Raw genomic sequence first — 21,776 nt, 5'->3', positions numbered from 1 at the left:
TCCGTGCCGATCGCATCCAGCCTTATGATTGACGTTTGTTGGCCAGCGCGGTATTGATGGTCTCTTGCCATTTCTGTTTGTAGACAGCTTTATTGAAATGCTCATCAATAGACTTCCGCGCATTTTCGCCCATATCGATGGCACGTTTAGGTTCGCGGAACAGCCGGATCATCCGGTCAGCAAGCTGCTCAATCGATGGCTTAATCAGATAGCCGTTCTCGCCGTCCACAATCATATCCTCAGGCCCGTATTTAATATTGTAGCTGATGACCGGTGTTTTGTTATACATGCTTTCCAGAATTGACAGGGCAAAGCCTTCAGATTTTGAATTCGTCACTGAAAACAGCCCGCGCTGATAAATCGCATCCGGGTTATAGGTATAGCCTCGCAAAAACACGTTCTGCCCCAGATCAAGCTCGTCAATCAATGTTTGCAATTTGGGCTCCTGTTTTCCGGTTCCCCAAATGTCCAGGCAGACATCAGGAAATTCATTCACAACTTTCCGGAAGGCCCGGATCGCATGACTGAGCCGTTTCAACGATGACAGACGGCTGACGATGACACATCGCCGTGGATCCGTCTTCTGTGCGGCAGCACGCAGCGATTGCCGGAATGATGTGTTCGTCTCGTGATAATGCGGCACAACGGTCAGATTTAAGTGACTGCCGAACCGGTTGCTGATGTCCTGCTTTTGTTCTTCTGTCAACAGGGCAATCGCATCAAACGCCTCGAGATGCTCCATGCCGTACTGGACTTTTGGCACGATAGACGCATCCGTGGTATAGGGCTTCTCCAAATGACTGCTGTGCAGCCGCCAAATTTTGGCGGCCCTTGGGTGATGCAGCTTAACCAGCAGATCGTCCGTGCTTCGCGTATCGGATATAACGATGGACTGCTTGCCGCCGAGGCGGTCAATCACGTCATGCAGCCAGTCCAGTTCAAGCACGCGTTCCTTCTGTGTCAGCTCTTTTTTAACCGAACCATCCTTGTGAAAAAGCACATGCCGGTTTGTCGTCTCATCCGCAGGCTTATGCCACTGCGTTAAATAGGCGCGCTGTTTCCGGTCATAATAGATCGTCTGGCGCGGCTCATTATGTTTGTAATCCATGTAGGCCGTTTTGGCCAGATGACCCCAGCTGTCGAACGTTTCCCGCTTGGTCCGGTAGCGGTTCGCATTAAAATAATCGATAAAGTTGAGGGACTGATTTTTCCTGAGGGCGATATAAGACGTATACAGCCCGTTAGCATACAAGCGGTACGCATTATACCCAGGCCGTTTAACAGCCGCTGTTCCTTTGGTCAGTTGTTTAAGGGAAGCCTTTTTGGCAGGAGAACGGGCGTATTCGGGCTGTTTGTGTCCCGCTAATTCTTCATACATATTGCGTATCCTGACGTTGCTATGAACCTTTCTCAGTTTATGCAGCTTCCGGCGTATTCGCGGATAATCGGGATTGAAATTGAAGGTCAGCATATGGGTATCATAACCCATCTCCGCGAAGAATGACGCTTGTTTTAAGGACGCCTTGGTCAGGCCGCCCCGCTGCAGGTCGATAGAGTTTATAAGAAAAAACACGGTTGGTTTCATGGCGTCTTCCCTTTCTGTGCTGTCATTTGCCCAGCATACTTATTCCAAGTATAATCATATTACGTTTGAAAATCAATTCACGCCCCGATATAATATAGACTATACTGGGAATCAATTGAGGGGAGTCACATCACAACCATGTCCGCACTGAAAAATAACCAAGTGATCGATATAAACCTTCAGGAAACGACTTACGAACTTCAATTGGCTGTTAAAAATACGTTTTTCGAAGCATGGGACAACTGCTTCTTCACATTAGTTGAACGTGATACAGAGGAATGGCTGGTGCTGTCGTCCGTGACGGCTGAACAGCGGGAAGATGTTACCGTATTCAATGTCTATCTGCCTTTTGATGCGCATGCGCAAACATTCATGAAGCGCGACATCTGGGACGTGTATTTAAATGGCCAGACGGAGGATGATGAGCGCCGCATCCGGGCGAAAAACACGAGCAGCCAGTACCGCTTTCTGGTTGTCGATCTGCCGGACCAGGCGAAAATGTTTTATCCGTACCCCACGAAAAATGGCAAGCTTTCATTCCGGTTTAATCATTACTTTTTATATGCTGAACTGGATGAGGTGAGCCTAAAGAAGGATCAGCTGAGCTTTTCCGGCTACTTCAATTACCCGCCTTTATTTAAAACAAGTGACTCAGACGTTGAAGATCTGCGGTTAGTGGTAACGAATAATCGCGATGACCAGGAAACAGTGGTGCCCGTTGAACGTATGCAGCGCGGTGACATCCAGCAAAAAGCAGAAGGGAATAACGAGCTTCTGTACTGTGGTTTCACCGGCTCATTCAATTTTTCGCACATGCTGAACAATGACAGGAAAGTATACTTAAAATATTATCTGGAAATGACCCTGAACACCAACAGCTGGCGTGAAACAATCCGGAGCACCCGCGTTCGCCTGGATAAAAGTGCCGGCATTCAGCCGACCCGCGTTATCCAGTCGGTTAATGCTGAAAAGAAGAAAATACTGCTGAAACCTACCAAGAGATCCTATTACGCATCCTTGCAGATTACTAGATTTTACCGCAGGAAAGAAATGGTGCGCCAGCTCAAGTCAGCCTGGGTTAGAGTGCGGCGCAGTAACGTGTTAAAGAATTGGTATAAGCTGGCGTTTTCGCTTTTAGGAAAGCTTCCGGCCAAGAAAAAGACGATCATGTTTGAGAGCTTTATCGGCAAGCAATACAGCGACAGCCCCCGGGCGATTTATGAGTATATGCTGACGCACAAGCCTGATTATGAGATGTACTGGAGTGTCGACAGGCGGCATATGCCCTTGTTTGAAGATAAACATGTCAGGCACGTGCGCCGTTTCTCGATTAAATGGCTGTTCCTGATGGCGCGGGCAGGCTTCTGGGTTTCCAACAGCCGCCTGCCGTTATGGATTCCCAAACCGAAGCATACGACGTATCTGCAAACGTGGCACGGCACGCCGCTGAAACGGCTGGCCACCGATATGGACGAGGTGCATATGCCGGGCACCAATGCTGAAAAATATAAACGAAACTTTCTGAAGGCGACGGCTAAATGGGATTATCTCGTCTCACCTAATGCCTATTCGACGGAAATTTTCCGGCGGGCGTTTCAGTTTGACCGGACGATGATCGAATCCGGGTACCCGCGGAATGACTTTTTAATCAACGCCAACAACGCGGGGACGATCAGCGACTTAAAACATAAAATCAATATCCCCGAGGACAAACGCGTGATTCTGTACGCGCCGACATGGCGGGATAATCAGTTTTACGGACGGGGTCAGTATAAATTTGATCTGCAGCTGGATCTGGACCGTCTGCATGAGGAACTCGGGGAGGATACGATTGTTCTGCTGCGTCTGCATTATCTCGTGGCGGAGAATCTTGACCTTACCGGCTACGATCATTTTGTATTTGATGTTTCCGCTCATGAAGACATCAGGGAGCTGTACCTCGTGTCCGACATGCTGATCACCGATTATTCCTCGGTGTTCTTTGATTATGCGAATTTGCGCCGGCCGATGTTTTTCTATGTTTATGACATTGAAGACTACCGGGACAATCTGCGCGGTTTTTATTTTGATCTGGAGGCGAAAGCACCTGGTCCGCTGGTTAAAACGACCGAGGCGCTGCTTCAGGAAATCAAATCAATTGATCAGCATGGTTTCGAACCATCGGCCACAACACAGGCCTTTTACGATAAGTTTTGCTATCTGGAAGACGGCCGGGCCAGTGAACGCGTGGTCAATCAATTATTCTGAAGAACGTTTGTTACAGTCTCTTTATAAAGGCAAGTGATACCTATGGACAGGGCAATTGATGTTCGCAATCTATCAAAAATGTATAAGTTATACAACGGCTCGAAGGAGCGGCTGCTGGACTTTGCCACACCCCGGAGTTACGGCGATTCCTTTTACGCACTAAGGGATATAAGCTTCCAGGCCGAGCAGGGTGATGTGGTCGGTTTTGTCGGCATTAACGGCTCCGGCAAATCAACGCTTGCCAATGTGATCGCCGGCGTTGTTCCCGAGACAGATGGCTCTGTCAGCGTCAACGGCGAGGTGTCGCTGATCGCAGTCAATTCCGGTCTCAAAGGCGATCTGACCGGCCGCGATAATATTGAATTGAAATGCCTCATGCTCGGGTTCAGCAAGGATGAGATTAAAGAACTGGAGCCCGGCATTATCGAATTTGCCGAACTGGACCAATTCATCGATCAGCCGGTTAAATCGTATTCCAGCGGCATGAAATCCCGGCTCGGGTTTGCCATTTCTATCAATATTGATCCGGACGTGCTGATTATTGATGAGGCACTGTCGGTCGGGGATAAAGCGTTTGCTGAAAAAAGCCTGAACAAAATGAAAGAATTCAAAACCCAGGGCAAGACGATGATTTTCGTCAGCCATTCGATCGGTCAGATGCGGCAGTTCTGCGATAAGATTCTCTGGCTGGAATACGGCCGTGTCCGTACTTACGGGGATGTGGAAGAGATCATACCGCAATACGAACAGTTTCTGGCCGACTGGAAAAAGATGACCAAACAGGAACGCGTTCAATATAAAACAGATGTCTTGAACGGTGCGCAGCCGCAGCAGGATCTGGCGGAGGAACCGGCTGTCAAAGCCAAACAAACGTATAAAACGTATTACAAGGAAGAACCTGTCAGCAAGCTGGGCCATATTAAAGGCGGCATTTCCTCGATTTTTCCGTCGCTGGATGAGCTGGATCAGGGGATGTCCTCGGATCAGTATAAAAATCATGTCTACTACATTAAACGAGAAGCCGTTTATTATGATGAGCTGTTTTACCTGCTGAGTACGGAGCCCAGTGCCCAGACAGGGGTCATTGGCTGGATGAAAGCCTCGGATATGGCGAGTCATGTGCATATAGCCATTGATTCTGACCCGAAAACATGCTATCTGACAGGCGCAGGTGCAGCTTACAGCCTTCCCTGGGGCGGCCGGAGAAACCAGCTGATCGCTGATTTAGGCCCGTATGAAGACACGGCCTTTCCGGTCGACCAGACGGATAAAATCGGCAACAATGTCTGGTACCGGGGAACACTAGAAGGTGAGCACATCTGGGTGCATGCCAAACATGTGACAGGTGACTAGACCGATTCCCGCACGGACTCGAATCAAACGCCTCCCAGCTTGGAGGTGTAAAAAGTATGTAAATTGTTTTACATGCATGGCTGGATATAAAAATGGTCTGCTAGAATAGGGACGGTATTAAACAAAAGGCAGCAGCTATTATGAGGTTTGACCAAAAAGGTACACGAAAATGACAACATGTATGAGCTAGGAGCGAGGATTATTGAAGTGGCATAAGATCTTAAAAAAATGGAAACAGCGTTTGGTGAAAAAAGTAACTTTGTATGATTGGTCAGGCGACTCTGATGCATTAACCTATTATTTTCAGCTAAGTCATTTTTGGGGTGATATAAACCATGTTGCGGCAGCGTTAACAACTGACGATCACGCCTATTTTCTGCCTTGTGAACGGCAAGGGAAGCATTTAACCATTACCGTTTCCGCTGATAATCTAAACGTGATCGAGTCGAGCGCCGTGTTGCATGTCTATATTAATCATCAAGTGATGTGGCTGACGACTTCCTTAAGCAACAGTGCTATGAAAGAGGCCGTTATAACCGGTGGCAAATGTCTGGTCACGAAGGTTCAGCAACATCTGACGATCCGGCGTCTGCTGCCGGAATATGATTTCAATCGTGAACCAATCACTATTCGTGATGTCCAGACAGGTTATAACACGCTCTCATTTCAAATGACGGATTGGCATGACACACCTATGGAACTGTGTTTCCTTCGGGGCCAAAAAGACATGTTGCTGCAGGCGACCGTGGATGAGGGATGCGTCCAGGTACATGATTTGTCGCTGTTATCAAAAGGCAATTGGCAGCTGTTTATAAAAACAGGCAATACGTTAACGCCGGCTGGTATTCAGGAGCAGGAAATGGCCTTTTTCAATACCTGCCATCATCGGATGACCCCCCTGAGTAAGAAGGGCTATTTCCATTTACATGTTGCGCCAAACCGGCTAAAGGCAGCGTCCATCGGGATCGAACATCAGTCGGCATCTATCAGCCTTCATATAACGCCTGAGGCAATCGAACAGCAAGCTGACGCCAATCTGCAGTTAATCATGAATGACCCCGTTCATGATCGGGACTACATCTACAGCTTACATCCAGAGACTCAAGGGTACTTGGCACATATTCCGCTGATGGATGTGAACGACCATTTTGCCAAAAAGCGGTTTTTTGTCTTACAAGAAGGTGATGAACCCCTCAAATATCAGCTGCAGATCAAGCGTTCTGTGCTGAAAGGGGATCTGACGTTCGAACACGCTGTAAATGCGCAATACATGACCTACGCCTTTTATAAACGCAAAGATGCGACACTCGGCCTGAACGTTCAAAAGCCAAAATTAAACAAACAATTATGGAAGATTGACGATTTTATTCTGAAAGGGCAGCTTGGAGAAGGGGACGGGGCACTCGATAAATTTATGGACTGCGCGCCTTATTTATATATTGAAGACAGACATTCATTTGATGCTGTCTATATGCCCATACAGGACGTTTTTGAAGCCGACCTAAATGAACTGGATCTGATAAACCTCAAATCGAAAGAGAAAACCATTTTTGATATTTTTGTGGTGATCATCAATCAGCAGGGAGACATGATTCGCAAAGAAAAAATTAAATATAAATACGCTGACTACAAAAAAGATAACTATTATACGTATAAGCAACAGGAAGATGACGCGTCCAATCAGCACCATTTCCTTATAACCACGACACCGTTTGGCAATCTTAAAATTGAATCCTTTACCATCCCGCGAACCATCCAGATTCCCGCCGATACATCGGTGAAGGACAGCAATGTATGGCTCTTGGGCGAACGGTACAATACGGCACAGGACAACGGGATTGTGCTGTTTCACTGGCTGCAAAACCATACCGATATCGACGCCTACTATGTTATCGATGAGGAATCACCCGAATATGAAAAAATGAAAGATAACCCAAATGTCTTGTGTTTCGGATCCGAAAAACATTTTGCGATTGCCTTCAAAGCGAAAGTCCTGTTAGGCACACATGATCTGGAAAATATCCTGCCATACAAACCAGCAAGCGGCTTTTTCCATTATGAAAATACGTACCGCGTCTTTCTGCAGCATGGCGTTCTCGGACGCAAGAATGTCGAGTATCACAAAAAATACTATGAGCTGCCTTTTAATCTAGTCATCGTCAGCAGTGAACCCGAAAAGTATGACATTGTTATGGATGAACTGGGTTATCAGGAAGATGAAGTGGCTGTTACAGGACTCGCCAGATTTGATAACCTTATCCAGAACCAGAACACCCGTCCAAAGGATATTTTGCTGATGCCAACATGGCGGGACTGGATTAATACAGACCAGCAATTCCTGGAAAGTAAATATTATGCAGCTTACACAAACCTAATTAATAATACGCGGCTACTAGAGCTCCTCGAAGCTTACGATGTTCAACTGCATTTTTACCCGCATTACCGCGCACAAGACTACTTTCAGCGCGAAATGCGTGTTGACAACGACCGCGTAACATTCATACCGTATGACACTTACTATGTTCAGGAACTATTGATCAATCACGCCCTGCTCATAACAGACTTCAGCAGCGTCAGCTTTGACTTTTCGCTCATGAACAAACCGGTTATCTACTATCATTTCGACGTCAAACGATTCTTCAGAAAAGGCATACTCAGACCAGTCGAGGAAACCTTTATCGGCAAAATCGCCGAATCCGAAGAAGAACTGGTCAACTTAATCGAAGACAGACTTCAGCATCAGCTAGCAAACTATGATGTTGATATTTCAGGTATTATAAAGTACCAGGACGCGTCCAATTGCCAACGCATCTTTCAAACGGTCGAGTCCAGACTGACACAATCACAGCAATGAGCAGCCGCTTGCGCACGAGTGGTGGGGCGATCGGGGAGCGCTGGGAATCGATCGAGGCGCACTGAAAATCGATCGAGCAGCACCCAAAGTCGATCGGGCTGCACCGAATATCGATCGAGCAGCACCCAAAGTCGATCGAGGCGCACTGAAAATAGATCGAGCATCACCCAAAGTCGATCGAGGCGCACTGAATATCGATCGAGCAGCACCCAAAGTCGATCGAGGCGCACCGCATATCGATCGAGCACCGCCCAAAGTCGATCGAGGCGCACAGAATATCGATCGAGCGCCGTCCAAAGTCGATCGAGCAGCACCCAAAGTCGATCGAGGCGCACTGAAAATCGATCGAGCAGCACCCAAAGTCGATCGAGCACCGATCTATTTGAGGATGTTCGTTTTCGGCTCAGCCGAAAACGTTCGATTAACTTTCCGCTTTAATACGTAATCAGCAGCTATTATTTTATAGGGCGGTGTGCTATGATAGACTTGCCCTCTTACAAAAATCTCTAAAAGGAGCGATGCCATGATATTAAAACGTCGCAGCAAACCCCTCCCTCTAAGAAAGCTCGATGCTCTTCTTCCGCGACTCTCACCTAATTTTCCAGAACTGATTAAAATACAGGAAGACGCCAAACGGCAGCAGCGAGGCTATTCCGGCGAGTTAAGAGTCGATTATTTTCTTGATTACCTTGCCCCGAAGTTTACGATCCTTCATGATGTCTATCTGCGTACGAACGGCAAAAACTTTCAGATTGATTCACTTATTATTGCTGATCACACGATTTTTATTGTTGATAGCAAACATTATCAAGGTCTCATTACATTTAATACCATCCTCAGGCAGCTTACTCGCTCCGATAATCAGATTGAGTCAGGCTTTGAATATCCCATCACCCAAGTTAAAAATCAAATACGTAATCTAGAGCATTGGCTCAATCAGCTTTATTTCAGCAAAATACCAATAAAAGGTTTTGTAGCTATTGCTGATCCGGCGACAATCGTCAAAGTGGAGGGGAGCCAGGAAGAAGTCAGTAGCTATGTTGCCCATGCTGCTGAAATTCATGAACGGATCGTATCGTACGACCGCCAAATGAGTGATGAAGGAGCAAAAAAGTTATCTGGACCACAAATAGGCAAAGCGATTCTTAGCCAGTGCGGTACCTTTGATATTAATCTGTTCAAGCAACATAATCTCCAACAAAAAGATATAAGGTCAGGCGTCCGCTGTCCAGACTGTGGGCAGTGCGGTATGAAACGTGTTCATAGCGGCTGGCTCTGCGAGAAATGCAATTGTTATTCAAAACATGAGCACATCACAGCCCTTAATGATTACTTGTTGCTGATCAAGGAAACCATCACGAATCAGGAATGTATGAATTTCTTAGGTTTAAACTCACGCCATGTGGCCTCGAGAATTCTGAAGAACAGCGGTTTAGACTACTACCCTCAAACGAGGAAATGGCATAATGTGTCTAATAGAAAGTAGGGGGTCGGAGGCGATCGAGCTGTACTGAACATCGATCGAGCACGACTCAAAGTCGATCGACCTCTGCCCAAATTCGATCGAGCACCGCCAAAAACCGATCGGGAGCACTGGGGAATCAATCGAGCAGTCGTTCGTTTGAGGATGTTAATTTTCGGCCACGCCGAAAATTTTCCCTTTAAGAAAAAAACACGCCCAAAATCGATCGAGCCGCACTGAATATCGATCGAGCACCATCCAAAGTCGATCGATCTGCACAGCATATCGATCGAGCACCACCCAAAGGCGATCGATCCGCACTGAAAATCGATCGAGCACCACCCCAAGCCGCGCGAGCCGCACCGAATAGAGCGCGAGCACCGCCCCAAGCCGCGCGAGTCGCACAGCATAACGATCGAGCACCGCCCCAATCCACCCGAGCACCACCCAAGCCAGAGCATCCCAATAAAAAACCCTTGCCATTACGGCAAGGGTTAACCTTATGTCAAGACTCGTCCGATTCTGCAGCCAGCTTGCGGTAGTTGGCGGAGATGCTGCCGGGTGTGCAGTTATACTCGCGGGCAAGCTGGTCCTGGGTGATCGTGGTATCCTGCAGCCAGTCTTTCTGCACGAGATATTCCAGGGCTGCTGCGTAGGGTTCGGGTTTTCGTAAGGATGGTTTAGCTTCTTGGGCGTAGCGCTGCCAGAAGGCCACGCCTTTAAATAAGACGTCATCCTGAACGTTTTTTTCAATCATGTGATCGGCAAACAATTGTGCCACGTTTTCGTGAACGGCATTGCTCCAGTCATCTGTTTCTTTTCCCTGATTCAGGGCGTCAGCGAGAAAGTCAGGGAAGTGCTCCTGCAAGCCGCCATCCTGCCGGTCATAAGTATTTAATAATTGCGTGATGTGCTCCGGCTCGTGACGGTACAGTTTTATAATTGTATAAAAGAAACCGTACTGATCAGCATATGGCACCAGTGTTCCGATTAGCAGACTGCCTTCGGAAAAATCTTCTTCCGGATGATAGGGGATGCGGAAACGTTCGCGCGTGCGGCAATCGTCCAGCGTGAGCTGATGGCTGTTCGCATCTACCTGCACCACCTCATAGGCTGATGGCAGCTGCTCGCCCCAGCTGGCGAACAATTCGCGTGTGCGCCGGCTGACACCGCGTATGGACTTGTTGAAAAAGTCCGAGAAAATGGTGCGGATTTCGGTGCCAAATGGGATGTGAAATAGAATCCACAGTGTAAGCCCGGTTTGATAGATTTCGGCTGTCTCCGCGTCGTTGTCCATATCGTCACGGTGGTAACGTGCCTTCAAATTTGCAAGTGTCTGTGCGTAGCCGTCCATAATGGCCGCGGCGAATTGCTGGTGAAGCTTCTGCAGTTCACTGTTCGTACGCTCAACGCTTGTATTGGCTGCATTTTCAAAGCCGCAGCAGTTTTTGTACTTTTTACCACTTCCACATGGGCACGGGTCATTTCGTTTAATCTTGCTCATAGTATCGAGCACCTCTTGTTAGATTACTAGCTTCCTATTATGCAGGAAAGATCATGCAATTTCAAGTCAAATACAGCTGTAACACCCACAAGTTGGGGATAGTGTCGTCATAGCTGCTGTCTGATGCGGCCGGGGCCGCGCGCATCATTAAGTTCCGCGCCCGGCCCCTATCCGCAGGCGCCATTAAGCCTTCTGATCCTGCTGAATCGGGTAGGCGGACCATTCACTGAGATCGATTTCCTCCCGAATAATCATACGCGCTGGAAAAATGAATGTCCATGGTTTGCTCGTATTCGCCCGTATGGTGAAATCTGTCATTTGAAAGCTGCCGCGTGCGACTTCCTCACCGCTGGCGTCTTTCAGCCCGAGCGGCACCTGCTCCAGATGGATATTTTTCTCCGCGCCGTTGCGGATCAGGATTGTGGCTGCGATATCGCCGTTGTCCTGCTGTCTGGCCTGGACGCCCATGAAATTCATTTCCCCCGGTTTCAGCTTCGGTGCCTGCTTCACAATGGTTTCGAGCGATGCGCGCGTCTGCTCATTGATCGACTCTTCCCATGAGTTCTCCAAATCCAGCTGGTGCGATTTTTTCAGCTCAAATGCAAGCGACCAGCTGCCGGCTAATTGCGCTGTATCACCGACGATCATGTCCGGCTCAAAGACGAATGTCCATGGCCGCGCGCCGTTTGCCGGAATCGAGCCGAGCTGGCTGAGATCAAACGTCTTGCGGGCAACCGGTTTTTGATCCGAGCCCAGAAGCAGCACACGCGTTTCGCCGAACTGAATAGCTTTCGTGACTGTGTTGCGGATCAGGCCAGCGACTTCCATACCTTTTTTCGTTTGCTTCACTTCCATCCCGTAAATGGAAATCTGATTTTGATGCAGTTTGGGGCTCTGGCTGTTATGAAACGCATAGACGTAGCGGTCTTCCTCGGTCAGACCCCAGTCATCCGGGATCGACAGCTCCGTTTCCACAGCTGGCTGATCAGCGTCAGAGGTTTCCTCCTGATCCGGCTGTAAATAGTCGTCAGCTTTCGCCGCTTGCTCCTGCTTTTTTTTCGTTCCTTTGGCAAAATTAAACATCAAATCGTCCTTTCTTTTGACTCTTGCTTGTTTTGATCAGCGATTTTCCGCTCCATCAGGCCTGCTGTACGCGATGCCAATTCAAACGTTAATTGACTGAAGGAGGACTCAAACAGTGAGTAGCCTTCTTTTTCAAACAACTGAATCGGATCTTCCTGCTGATACTGCCGCATGCCAATGCCTTCCTTCAGCTGCTGCATCGTGTCCAGGTGTGATTTCCAGACGTTGTCAACCACGACAACCGCCAGACCCCTAACGGAAGCCAGGACCTGCTCGTTTTCGGCAAATGAAAAGAAACGTTCCTTGTGTTCCTCCCAGGCCGGCTCAACCAGTTCCTTGACGTCGTCTTCAGTCTCTACCTGCTGTCCCGCCAGCGTCACGTCACTCAAAAGGATACGGTTCAGATTGTCTTCAAGCGGTTTCAAATCAATTTCTTCTGGCGCTGCATCAACCTGCAGATACGTATCAATCATTTCCCACGGCACATTCGCGGTTTGTTTGTCAACAAACGTCAGGATATCATCTGTCTCCAGAATATTATTCCGCAGCTCATAAACAATTTGCCGCTGCTGGTTCAGGACCCATTCCAGCTTCAGGTTGTATTCGCGCACCTGATACTGCATCCCTTCACTGATCCTTTGGGCTGTTTCCACAAGTTTATGCACGTTGGACGAGGTGACAAGACCATTCTCATCTGATTTTAGCTTCGGTCGCATCCGCTCCAGTTCATCCGGTGCAAAACGCGTCAGCAAATAATCCTCGAGTGAGAGCACATATTGCGTTGATCCCGGATCACCCTGACGCCCGGAACGCCCGCGCAGCTGGTTGTCAATCCGCTTGCTTTCATTACGCTCCGTGCCGAGCACATGCAGCCCGCCACGTTCGGCAGCACCTTCACCCAGAATGATGTCCGTACCGCGCCCGGCCATATTGGTAGCGATCGTCACACGGCCGACCTGGCCGGCCATCGCAATCAAGTGGGCCTCCTGCTCAACACTTTTAGCATTCAGCAGATGATAGGGGACACCGCCCTCATCGAGAATGCGCGCCATTTCCTCTGACTGCAGAATCGATGTCGTCCCGATCAGCATCGGCTGACCCTTTTCATAGCGCGAGCGGATCTCCTCCAGCAAAAAGTCATTTTTCGCCTGCTGGGTCATGAACACTTGATCCGGCAGGTCCGTCCGCTGATTCGGTTTATTCGTCGGGATCTGAATAACATCCATCCCGTAAACCTGGAACAGCTCCTTCTCCTCAGTTTTCGCCGTCCCCGTCATCCCGGACAAAGTCGGATACATCCGGTAATAGTCCTGCACGGTGATCGAGGCATACGTTTTATTCTCATCCGAATTGGCGAGCCCTTCCTTCGCTTCAATCGCCTGATGCAGCCCGTCACTCAAGCTGCGGCCTTCCATCACACGGCCCGTATTCATATCAACCAGCTTGATCTGACTGTCATCAACGATGTAATCCACATCACGCTCAAACAGCATCCGCGCCCGCAATGCCTGCAGCAGGGCATGGAAAAGCGTGCTGTGCTCCAGATCGAATAAATTCGGAATCCCAAAAATCCGCTCACACTTGCTGATGCCATCATCGGTAAAATTAGCGACCTTCGTTTCCGGATCAAACGTGAACTCCTCATCCTGCGTAAAGCCAGCAATCACGCGCGAACACACCTGATAGAGCCGCCCAGCCGCCTGATCCTTGCCAGCAATAATCAGCGGCGTGCGCGCCTCATCAATCAGCACACTGTCGACCTCATCAATAATGGCAAAATGATACGGGCGCTGCACTTTTTGATCAAGCGACTGCACCATATTATCGCGCAGATAATCGAAGCCAAATTCATTGCCGACCCCATATGTAATATCACACAAATACGCATTCTTTTTCTGCGAACTGCTCAAGCCGGACACATTCAAACCGACACTCAGACCGAGAAACTCATGAATCTGACCGATCAGCTCCTTATCCCGCTGAGCGAGATAATCATTCACCGTGATAATGTGCGTGCCTTTACCTTCCAGCGCATAAAGATAGGCCGGCAGCGACGCAACAAGCGTCTTCCCCTCACCAGTCGCCATCTCGCCAACATTGCCTTTCTTCAGCACCAGACCACCAAGAAGCTGCACATCAAAATGCCGCATGCCCAGCACGCGCACCGCCGCCTCGCGAACCGTCGCAAAAGCCTCCGCCGTCAAATCATCAATCGACTCACCCTCATCAAGCCGACTGCGGAATTCCGCCGTTTTCGCCTGCAGCTCCTCATCCGACAGAGCCTGAAATTTTGGTTCCAACTCATTTATCTTTTCAACACGCGCCAGATACGGTTTCAACTCTTTCATATTTTTCGGTTTTCTTTCCAATAGATTCGTAGACATAACAACGAAACTCCTTCAAAAATAACTTACTAGTAGTATAGCATAAACAGCCGTGTTAATATAAGGTAAAGAGTGCCGACCCCGCACAAGGATGCGCTTGTGCGGGGTGCCTGCTCCCGTGGGGTGCCCGCCGCGGGGAAGCTTTCCCGCGGGGTGCCTGTTTCCCGCAGGGTGCGAGTTTCCCCGCGGGGTGCCTGTCACCACCCGAATTTTGTCGAATGATGTTGTCCAGTTGTTAGACATTAATTGAACGTTTTCGGCCACGCCGAAAACGAACACTCTCAAACGAACCACCGCCTGATCGCTTCCGATGCTCTCGATCGAAAAAGGGCGATGTTCGATCGATTTCGAGAGCTGCTCGATCGAATTTGAGAGCCTCTCGATCGATTTCGGGAGCATCTCGATCGAATTCGGGAGCCTCTCGATCGATTTCGGGAGCATCCCGATCGAATTCGAGAGCACCTCGATCGATATCGAGAGCACCCCGATCGATTTCGGGAGCCTCTCGATCGCAATCCCGCAAGCTCCCGATCGAAAAATATCGCCATCGGGAATGCGGGATCATGCACCATAGTCAAATTTAAATGAATGTGTAAGAAAGGCAGAAATCATATGCGAATTGGAATTACAGGAAATTATGGCAATCAGAATCAGGGTGATGAGGCGATTCTGGAAGGCATTATCATCCAGCTGGAACAGACGTATCCGGTTGAGCGCGAGGACATATGTGTGTTCACGAAAACACCGGAGGAGACGCGCCACAAATTAGGTGTGATGACGCATCCTCTATATGAAAGGACGAAAACGGCGCCGGGTTCGCTTATGGCGACGATCCGTCAGACAATGCCGGTCATCCGCGGGCTGGACATGCTTATCATTGGCGGCGGCGGGATTTTAATGGATCTTTACATAAATAGTACGGTCATTTTTGCGATGTACGGCTGGCTGGCGAGGCGCGCGCATGTTCCGGCAGTGATTTATGGTGCGGGGGCCGGACCGATCAACACGCGTGCCGGCAAATGGCTCGTCAAATCGCTCGCGGGCCATGCTGATCTCGTAACCGTCCGGGACGCGCCATCGAAAAACCTCCTTGCCTCCATCGGGGTTAAACAGCCGGTTCAGGTGATCGCGGATCCTGCGTTTTACGTGCCTGCCCCAGCGCAGGAGTACCCGGCGGACAGCCGGCTTGCGATCGGTGTGACCGCGCTGCCGTATTTTCACAGCAGTTACTGGCCGGAGGAGGATACACAGAAATATAATCACTACATTGAAGGCATGGCGGCGAATCTCGATCACCTGCTGGCCGAGCAGGACCAGGCGGTGATCACCTTTTTCGCCACGAAATACCCGCAGGATCTGGGTGCCGTGCGTGACATTCAGGCCTTGATGCAGTATCAGGATCGCACGGAGACGCAGGAGGATTTTCTGACGCATCGGGAACTGCTTGCCCTGATTGAAAAGCAGGATCTGATTATCGGAACACGGCTGCATTCCCTTATTCTGGCGCTGGCCGCAGCTAAGCCGGTTATGGCGGTTGCTTATCATCAAAAAGTGCACGCGATGATGGACCGGATTGACTGTGCCGAGGCAAGTATTCATATCGAAAATGTCCACATTAACCAGCACTTTTTCGCCGATGGGTGCAGCCGGATGGCAGCGGACTGGGAGACGACCAGGACCCGCTTCAGAGAGCGTTCTGAAGCGATGAAATATCAGGAGCCGAGGGGCATGACCCTTATTCAGGAAAACATCACCGGCGCTAGCCGGATGAGAAAGCAGGGATCCTGATTGGGCGCTCCATCACGCTTTCTCAAACTGCTCGGCACGATCACACTCATCAATATTCTCTCGCGGGTGTTTGCCTTTCTGCGGGAGCTGTTTATCGGCTATCAATACGGCACAACCTATCAAGCGGACAGCATCATCACGGCGTTTACCATTCCGAATTTCTTTCACATCGTGCTCGGCGGCGCGGTGACGACAGCATTTATCTCGGTCTACGGCAAACAGCAGAGCCAGGTCAAACACGATTTCGCCCGGACCGTCTTCACGATGCTGGCCCTGGTGGTCGGCACGCTCACGATCGCCTTCATGCTCCTGCCATCATTCTGGATGGAGCTGTTTTTCGGCGGCATGTCCGGTGACGCACTTGCGCTGACTGAAAAACTGTTCCGACTGACCGCACCAGCAACATTTTTCCTCGTCGTCGGAATAGCACTAAGCGGGCTGCACAACGTCTATGGCCATTACCGGCTCAGCACGACGTCGACCTTTTTGTTCAACGCGCTCTATCTCATCATCGGCGCAGGGCTCACACCATGGCTCTCAGCCTATTCGTATTCACTCGGAGCAGCACTCGGCGCCGCAGCAATGTTCGGATTTCTCGTGTATTTTATCCGCAAACGCAATTTAATGCCGCTCAAGCCGAAACTGGTGCGCATGCCGCAGAATAAGCGATTCCTGAAACTGGCGCTCCCGCTCATGCTTGGCGGTGCGACCATGCAATTTTACCAGCTGATCCAGCGCATGTTCGCCGCACCACTCGACAACGGGGCAATCGCCGCGCTCAACTACGCATCGAAAATGACGCAGATGCCCCAAGCCGTGCTCATGACAAGCGTCACAACTATGATTTATCCTATGCTAACCAAAGCAGCAGGGGAAGGCGATCAGACAAAAATCACCAACGCCTATCAAAAAGGCTTCCGGCTCCTGACACTGCTCCTGCTGCCAGCAAGCGCTTTTCTGGTCATTTATGCCAAAGACATCATGACATTCATCCTGCAATACGGCGCCTTCAGCACCGATTCAACCAGCGCGACATACCCGCTGCTGCAAATCTATGCCATCGCCGTACTCGGACTCGCCCTGAACACCTATATCACACGGTTTTTCTACGCCGCAGAAAAAACCGTACTGCCCGTCGCCCTGAATGTCCTGTCCGTCATCGGCATCAACATACTTGTCATCATCCTATTTCGGGAGCAACTGGGCGCAGAAGCAATCGCACTCGGCACCGCCATAAGCGCCATCATCAACATGCTGCTGCTCATCATCTGCGCCCGCTGGCAACTCAAACTAAACGTCAGCAGCCACCGCTTCATCGGCAAAATCATACTATACACAGCCGCAGCAACCGCAGCATTATGGCTCGTCTCACTCTTGCCATTCACCCTAGCCCTGCTCTCACTAGCAACCGGCGGCATCACCCTGCTGCTCATCATCGGCACAGGCATCAAACTTGTACACTGATGAAGAGAAGGGGGGGAGACAGAGCGAATGCTAATTTCCGTGCGGGGTGCCCGTCCGTGCGGGGTGCCTGTCACGACCCGAATTTTGTCGAACCGCTCTCGCTGGCAGCTCGAAATTGAATGGGATGCCCGCCGAGTAAGAGTTAGCCACTCGCTCGCAGTGAATTTGGGTGGGCTGTAAATGACGGTTGAAAGGATTGAGCCCCGACGAGACATCCATATGAGAGGGGAGATGGTGTTGACAGTCCAGAATGCCACATCTTAATTTGCTGATGGATTTCCAGTTGGAGATCCTTGCCGAATCGCAATTGGTTATTTCGTTTGCGTACCGCATCAGAAATAGACGCCTGTGATACTGGATTGAAACTCATTTTTACACTGTCAGATTCACCTATTTATAATGTAATAATTTTTATTCAATAAGACGATATAGATATATTCCGTTTCTTTTTTTCGCAATCACTTCGTTACGTTCTATTAAAAGATCTAGAAGACTTGTAATTTCCAGGACAAATGTGACAATTAAATTTTCATACCGATCAGGATACATGTCTTTAATAATATCCAGGCCTGTTTTTTCTCCTTTTGATAGAGTGTTTTTCAGACGTGTTGCTCGTTTTTCTGTTCTTCTTAATTGAGCATTAACAATACTTTCTAAATCGTAAATGTCAGTGCCATGCCCTGAATAAGTTATCTCTACGGGAAAACTCAGACATTTTTTTAAGTTATTAATATATTGAAGGAGCGGCTTTGCGCGTTTCTCACCAGGAAAAGGTGCATCAAGAAAAAGGCCGACATGAATGTCATCAATAACGTGATCACCACAAATAAGAATTCTATCTTTAGCACAATATAAGGAAATGTGATCTTGTGAATGCCCTTGAGTTTCAATGATTCTCCATTCCGGTAGATTGGGAATCACATCTCCTTCTTTTAATTCCTTAGTTACCCTTAGATTCGTTAACAATTCCCGCTTACTTTTTAAAAAGGACCATTCCCTTGCCGCCTTGTTTGAAAGACCAAACTCATAAAGAAGATTTTTAAAGAAAATGTGGCTCCAATACATATAGTCTTCATCCTGGAGGTAGGTTTGTGTATTTTTATGTGCATAAACAGGTACAGAAATTATTTCCAGGATCCACTCAAGTAACCCTATATGATCATCATGGTGATGTGTTATAACGATTTGTTCTATTTCAAAAATGGTTAGCCCCATTTTATGGAGACCCTCATTTAATTCCTTCCACGCCTGTTTGGTTTTTACGCCTGCATCTATTAAAGTGATCTTTTTTCCATACAACAAATACACATTAACAGGTCCGATTGGAAAGTTTGTTGATAATGTAATCTTTTCTATTTTCTGCACCATATTTCATCCAAATCCTTTTTCAAAAAGTAATATTGAAACTCATAAGCTATATTTGGTGGGGGATTTACAACTAATTAACCTGTCATAATCACCCTTTAATCATCTTTATGATCAAAACTGGAATTCTTGATACATATCTTTTAATCGCATTTTTAATATTTTACCTACACCATTTCTGGGTAAATCTTTAACAAAAACGATTTGACGAGGTGTTTTATATTTTGCCAAGTGAAGCTGGCAGTATTCAATCAACGCTTTTTCAGTGATGTTATAGTCTTCTTTTTTTACGACACAAGCAAGCACATCCTCACCCATACTCACAGATGGGACACCAATTACTGCAACTTCCGAAACAGCTTCATGTTTTGATAGCAATTCTTCCAGATCATGTGGATATATATTGAAGCCCCCGCGTATGATTAAGTCCTTTTTACGATCAACAATATAGAGATATCCTTCCTCGTCGACCACTGCCATATCACCTGTATACAGCCAACCATTTCGAAGCGCTTGTTTTGTAGCCGCTTCATTTTTAAAATACCCCGGGGTAACATTATCACCTCGCACTAATAATTCTCCGACTTCTCCCGTAGGTAATTCTGTCCCATCTTCATCTGCAATTTTAATGGTCACACCAGGCATAGGTACCCCAGCAGACCCTTCTTTTATTGGCAACTCATGTCTTTGGGTTGCCACTCCAGGAGATGCTTCCGATAGACCATAAGCATCCCATACTTCCGCTTGAAATTTCTCAAAAAACGTCTCTCGTAAACTGGCTGGCAATGCTGCAGATCCTGAAGTGACAGTCTCAAGTGATGTTAAGTCGTATTTATCGGCTTTTGGATTTGTTACCATTGCATGAATCATTGCCGGAACCAGTGCAAAGGATTTAACGTTATATTTTTCTATCGCTTTAAACACTTCTTCCGTTTCAAATTTAGGAATAATAACGACAGATTCTCCTTTTATAAATAAATCATTCATGACGCCAAAACCAAAAATGTGAGCCAAAGGAAGAATCCCTAAAGTGGTGCCTCTTTCTTCATGCTCCCTGAGTAACACCCCGTTAGAAGCATTTGCATGTAAATTTTTATGGGTCAACATGACACCTTTTGGCTTTCCTGTCGTTCCTGACGTATAAAAAATGACTGCTACATCATCTTCTTTTAGGTTTGGGGAATGTTCCTCTGAGGTATTAATCTTAGAAAGAGAATTTTGCCAATCCATCATGTCTATAGTTTGATCTGAGGATGTCTCGTCGTTTGGCAGGTCTACACAAATTATTTTAGGTTTAATCTGTAAACCTTTTGTTGCTTCGATAACTTTATCTAATAGAAAAGAAGACGTAACAATGGCCTTTGCTTGAGAGTTCTCCAATATATAATTAATTTCATCTGCTTGGAGGAGGTGCATAACAGGGACCACTATGGCACCCGAACGTAAAATACCTTGATACGAAAATATAACTTCAGGACTATTTGGCATACAAACAAGCACTCTATCTCCAACTTCTATACCAAGCTTATCAATCAAACAGGAAACCTTTTTTGCCATAAGCTCACTCTCAGCGTTTGTATAAGACTTGTTCCCATAATAAAGCAATGGATACTCACCATAGGAATTTATATTTTCCTCTAATAATTTTGAAAGAAGCATTTTATCCCTCCATTTATATCTAAGTTACAGATATCTCGTTAGGTCTTTTTGATAAATGGCCACTCTCTTCAGTTATAACGATAAAAGCGACACTTCAATCGTTTTATAACAGCTCTCCTACGGTTTCATATCCTTTTAATAAATTTCTGGCAATCGTACGGCGCTGTATTTCATCCGTTCCTTCAAAAATCCTAAGCAGCCTTAATTCACGATACCATCGCTCAATTGGTAAATCTTTTGTGTAACCCATACCACCGTGGATTTGTAATACGCGATCAACTACTTCATTAGCCATAACAGCTCCCTTTAATTTCGCCATGGAAGACTGATGACGGGCATCTATTCCATTCTCCTCCATCCAGGCTGCACGCAGGACAATCCACTTTGCTGCTTCAATATCCACAGCAGAATCAGCAATCATCCACTGAATCGCTTGCCTCTGGCTAATCGGTTTACCAAACGTTTTTCGAGTATGAGAATAATCAATGGCCATTTGAAGTAATCTTTCTGCAGCTCCAACTGCATTAGCTGGAATCATATATCGCCCCTGACCAATCCACTGCATACCAAGTTTAAAACCATGGCCTACTTCGCCTAAGATATTTTCTTCAGGAACACGTACATTTTCAAAGACCAGTGTTGCAGGTCCCCATTCGCCCATTGTGTGAATATACTCGGAGTACCAACCCATATCACGGTCTACCAGAAAACAAGTAACGCCACCGTCAGTGCCCTTTTCTTTATCAGTTACCGCAAACACCATAGCAAAGTCTGCTTCGTTCCCACCTGTAATGAAAACTTTTTCCCCATTTAATAGCCAATCATCACCGTCTTTTATCGCAGGCATTGTTATATTCCTTGCGTCAGAACCTGCTCCTGGTTCTGTGATTGCAAAACAAGATGTTTTTTCACCATTAATGACAGGTGAATCAATTTCATAATTGCTCTTATTAAAAACGCAAAGACCTGCAGAATTTCTAATGTGTATTTTTTTAAAATTCCTCTAAGCAGCCTGCTGCTGCTTTAAC

Annotated in this window: 15 protein-coding genes and 1 pseudogene; 6 read left to right on the top strand and 10 right to left on the bottom strand. The window is 47.7% G+C overall.

The genetic code is table 11. The features are described 5' to 3' along the window. Positions 1-22: 22 nt before the first annotated feature. A complete protein-coding gene (locus ACFQU8_RS08335) occupies positions 23-1,585 on the bottom strand; it encodes a glycosyltransferase (RefSeq protein WP_382358753.1) in 1,563 nt (520 codons plus the stop codon). Between the two features lie 138 nt (positions 1,586-1,723). On the opposite strand from ACFQU8_RS08335, the gene ACFQU8_RS08330 reads away from it, so the two are divergent. The 3 genes from ACFQU8_RS08330 (at position 1,724) to ACFQU8_RS08320 (ending at position 8,039) form a co-directional block, all read left to right on the top strand. Then, positions 1,724-3,832, top strand: a complete 2,109-nt coding sequence (locus ACFQU8_RS08330; RefSeq protein WP_382358752.1) for a CDP-glycerol glycerophosphotransferase family protein — start codon at positions 1,724-1,726, stop codon at positions 3,830-3,832. A 42-nt stretch (positions 3,833-3,874) separates the two neighbouring features. Further along, on the top strand, positions 3,875-5,185 hold the full coding sequence (gene tagH / locus ACFQU8_RS08325; protein ID WP_382358751.1) for a teichoic acids export ABC transporter ATP-binding subunit TagH: 1,311 nt from the start codon (positions 3,875-3,877) through the stop codon (positions 5,183-5,185). Between the two features lie 202 nt (positions 5,186-5,387). Beyond that, positions 5,388-8,039 (top strand): CDP-glycerol glycerophosphotransferase family protein, encoded by a 2,652-nt coding sequence (locus ACFQU8_RS08320; protein WP_382358750.1) that lies wholly within the window; start codon positions 5,388-5,390, stop codon positions 8,037-8,039. On the opposite strand, the gene ACFQU8_RS08315 is transcribed toward ACFQU8_RS08320, so the two are convergent. Then, positions 8,000-8,413, bottom strand: coding sequence for a hypothetical protein (locus ACFQU8_RS08315; RefSeq protein WP_382358749.1), 414 nt, complete (start codon positions 8,411-8,413; stop codon positions 8,000-8,002). The two genes, ACFQU8_RS08320 and ACFQU8_RS08315, sit on opposite strands and share 40 nt — an antisense overlap. A 149-nt stretch (positions 8,414-8,562) precedes the next feature. Between ACFQU8_RS08315 and ACFQU8_RS08310 the strand changes: the two genes are divergently transcribed. Beyond that, a complete protein-coding gene (locus ACFQU8_RS08310) occupies positions 8,563-9,525 on the top strand; it encodes an NERD domain-containing protein (RefSeq protein WP_382358748.1) in 963 nt (320 codons plus the stop codon). A gap of 144 nt (positions 9,526-9,669) precedes the next feature. Here ACFQU8_RS08310 and ACFQU8_RS08305 read toward each other — a convergent pair whose 3' ends face one another. The 5 genes from ACFQU8_RS08305 to ACFQU8_RS08285 form a co-directional block, all read right to left on the bottom strand. Further along, on the bottom strand, positions 9,670-9,924 hold the full coding sequence (locus ACFQU8_RS08305) for a hypothetical protein (protein WP_382358747.1): 255 nt from the start codon (positions 9,922-9,924) through the stop codon (positions 9,670-9,672). 82 nt (positions 9,925-10,006) lie between these two features. Then, a complete protein-coding gene (locus tag ACFQU8_RS08300; RefSeq protein ID WP_382358746.1) occupies positions 10,007-11,005 on the bottom strand; it encodes an SEC-C metal-binding domain-containing protein in 999 nt (332 codons plus the stop codon). A 183-nt stretch (positions 11,006-11,188) separates the two neighbouring features. Next, a complete protein-coding gene (locus ACFQU8_RS08295) occupies positions 11,189-12,088 on the bottom strand; it encodes an accessory Sec system S-layer assembly protein (RefSeq protein ID WP_382358795.1) in 900 nt (299 codons plus the stop codon). Continuing rightward, the gene (gene secA2, locus ACFQU8_RS08290) at positions 12,088-14,472 is read right to left on the bottom strand and encodes an accessory Sec system translocase SecA2 (RefSeq protein ID WP_382358745.1); all 2,385 of its coding nucleotides are present in this window, start codon (positions 14,470-14,472) and stop codon (positions 12,088-12,090) included. The genes ACFQU8_RS08295 and secA2 overlap by 1 nt, the downstream gene beginning before the upstream one ends. 235 nt (positions 14,473-14,707) lie before the next feature. Continuing rightward, positions 14,708-14,995: a hypothetical protein gene (locus ACFQU8_RS08285; protein ID WP_382358744.1), complete on the bottom strand. Its 288-nt coding sequence runs from the start codon at positions 14,993-14,995 to the stop codon at positions 14,708-14,710. Positions 14,996-15,084: 89 nt separating this feature from the next. Here ACFQU8_RS08285 and ACFQU8_RS08280 point away from each other — a divergent pair, with 89 nt between their 5' ends. After that, positions 15,085-16,260 (top strand): polysaccharide pyruvyl transferase family protein, encoded by a 1,176-nt coding sequence (locus tag ACFQU8_RS08280; RefSeq protein ID WP_382358743.1) that lies wholly within the window; start codon positions 15,085-15,087, stop codon positions 16,258-16,260. Continuing rightward, positions 16,261-17,724, top strand: a complete 1,464-nt coding sequence (gene murJ, locus ACFQU8_RS08275; RefSeq protein ID WP_382358742.1) for a murein biosynthesis integral membrane protein MurJ — start codon at positions 16,261-16,263, stop codon at positions 17,722-17,724. A gap of 411 nt (positions 17,725-18,135) precedes the next feature. On the opposite strand, the gene ACFQU8_RS08270 is transcribed toward murJ, so the two are convergent. From ACFQU8_RS08270 to ACFQU8_RS08260, 3 genes and pseudogenes are all read right to left on the bottom strand, one after another. Further along, positions 18,136-19,089, bottom strand: coding sequence for an MBL fold metallo-hydrolase (locus ACFQU8_RS08270; RefSeq protein WP_382358741.1), 954 nt, complete (start codon positions 19,087-19,089; stop codon positions 18,136-18,138). 114 nt (positions 19,090-19,203) lie between these two features. Beyond that, positions 19,204-20,748: a class I adenylate-forming enzyme family protein gene (locus tag ACFQU8_RS08265; RefSeq protein ID WP_382358740.1), complete on the bottom strand. Its 1,545-nt coding sequence runs from the start codon at positions 20,746-20,748 to the stop codon at positions 19,204-19,206. A 103-nt stretch (positions 20,749-20,851) separates the two neighbouring features. Next, positions 20,852-21,673: pseudogene (locus ACFQU8_RS08260) on the bottom strand (acyl-CoA dehydrogenase family protein); the annotation flags it as partial. Positions 21,674-21,776: the final 103 nt, after the last annotated feature.

It is taken from the genome of Lentibacillus kimchii, assembly GCF_042666895.1.
GTDB classification, from domain to species: domain Bacteria; phylum Bacillota; class Bacilli; order Bacillales; family Amphibacillaceae; genus Lentibacillus; species Lentibacillus kimchii.
This window is presented reverse-complemented; position numbering and strand designations above follow the sequence as displayed.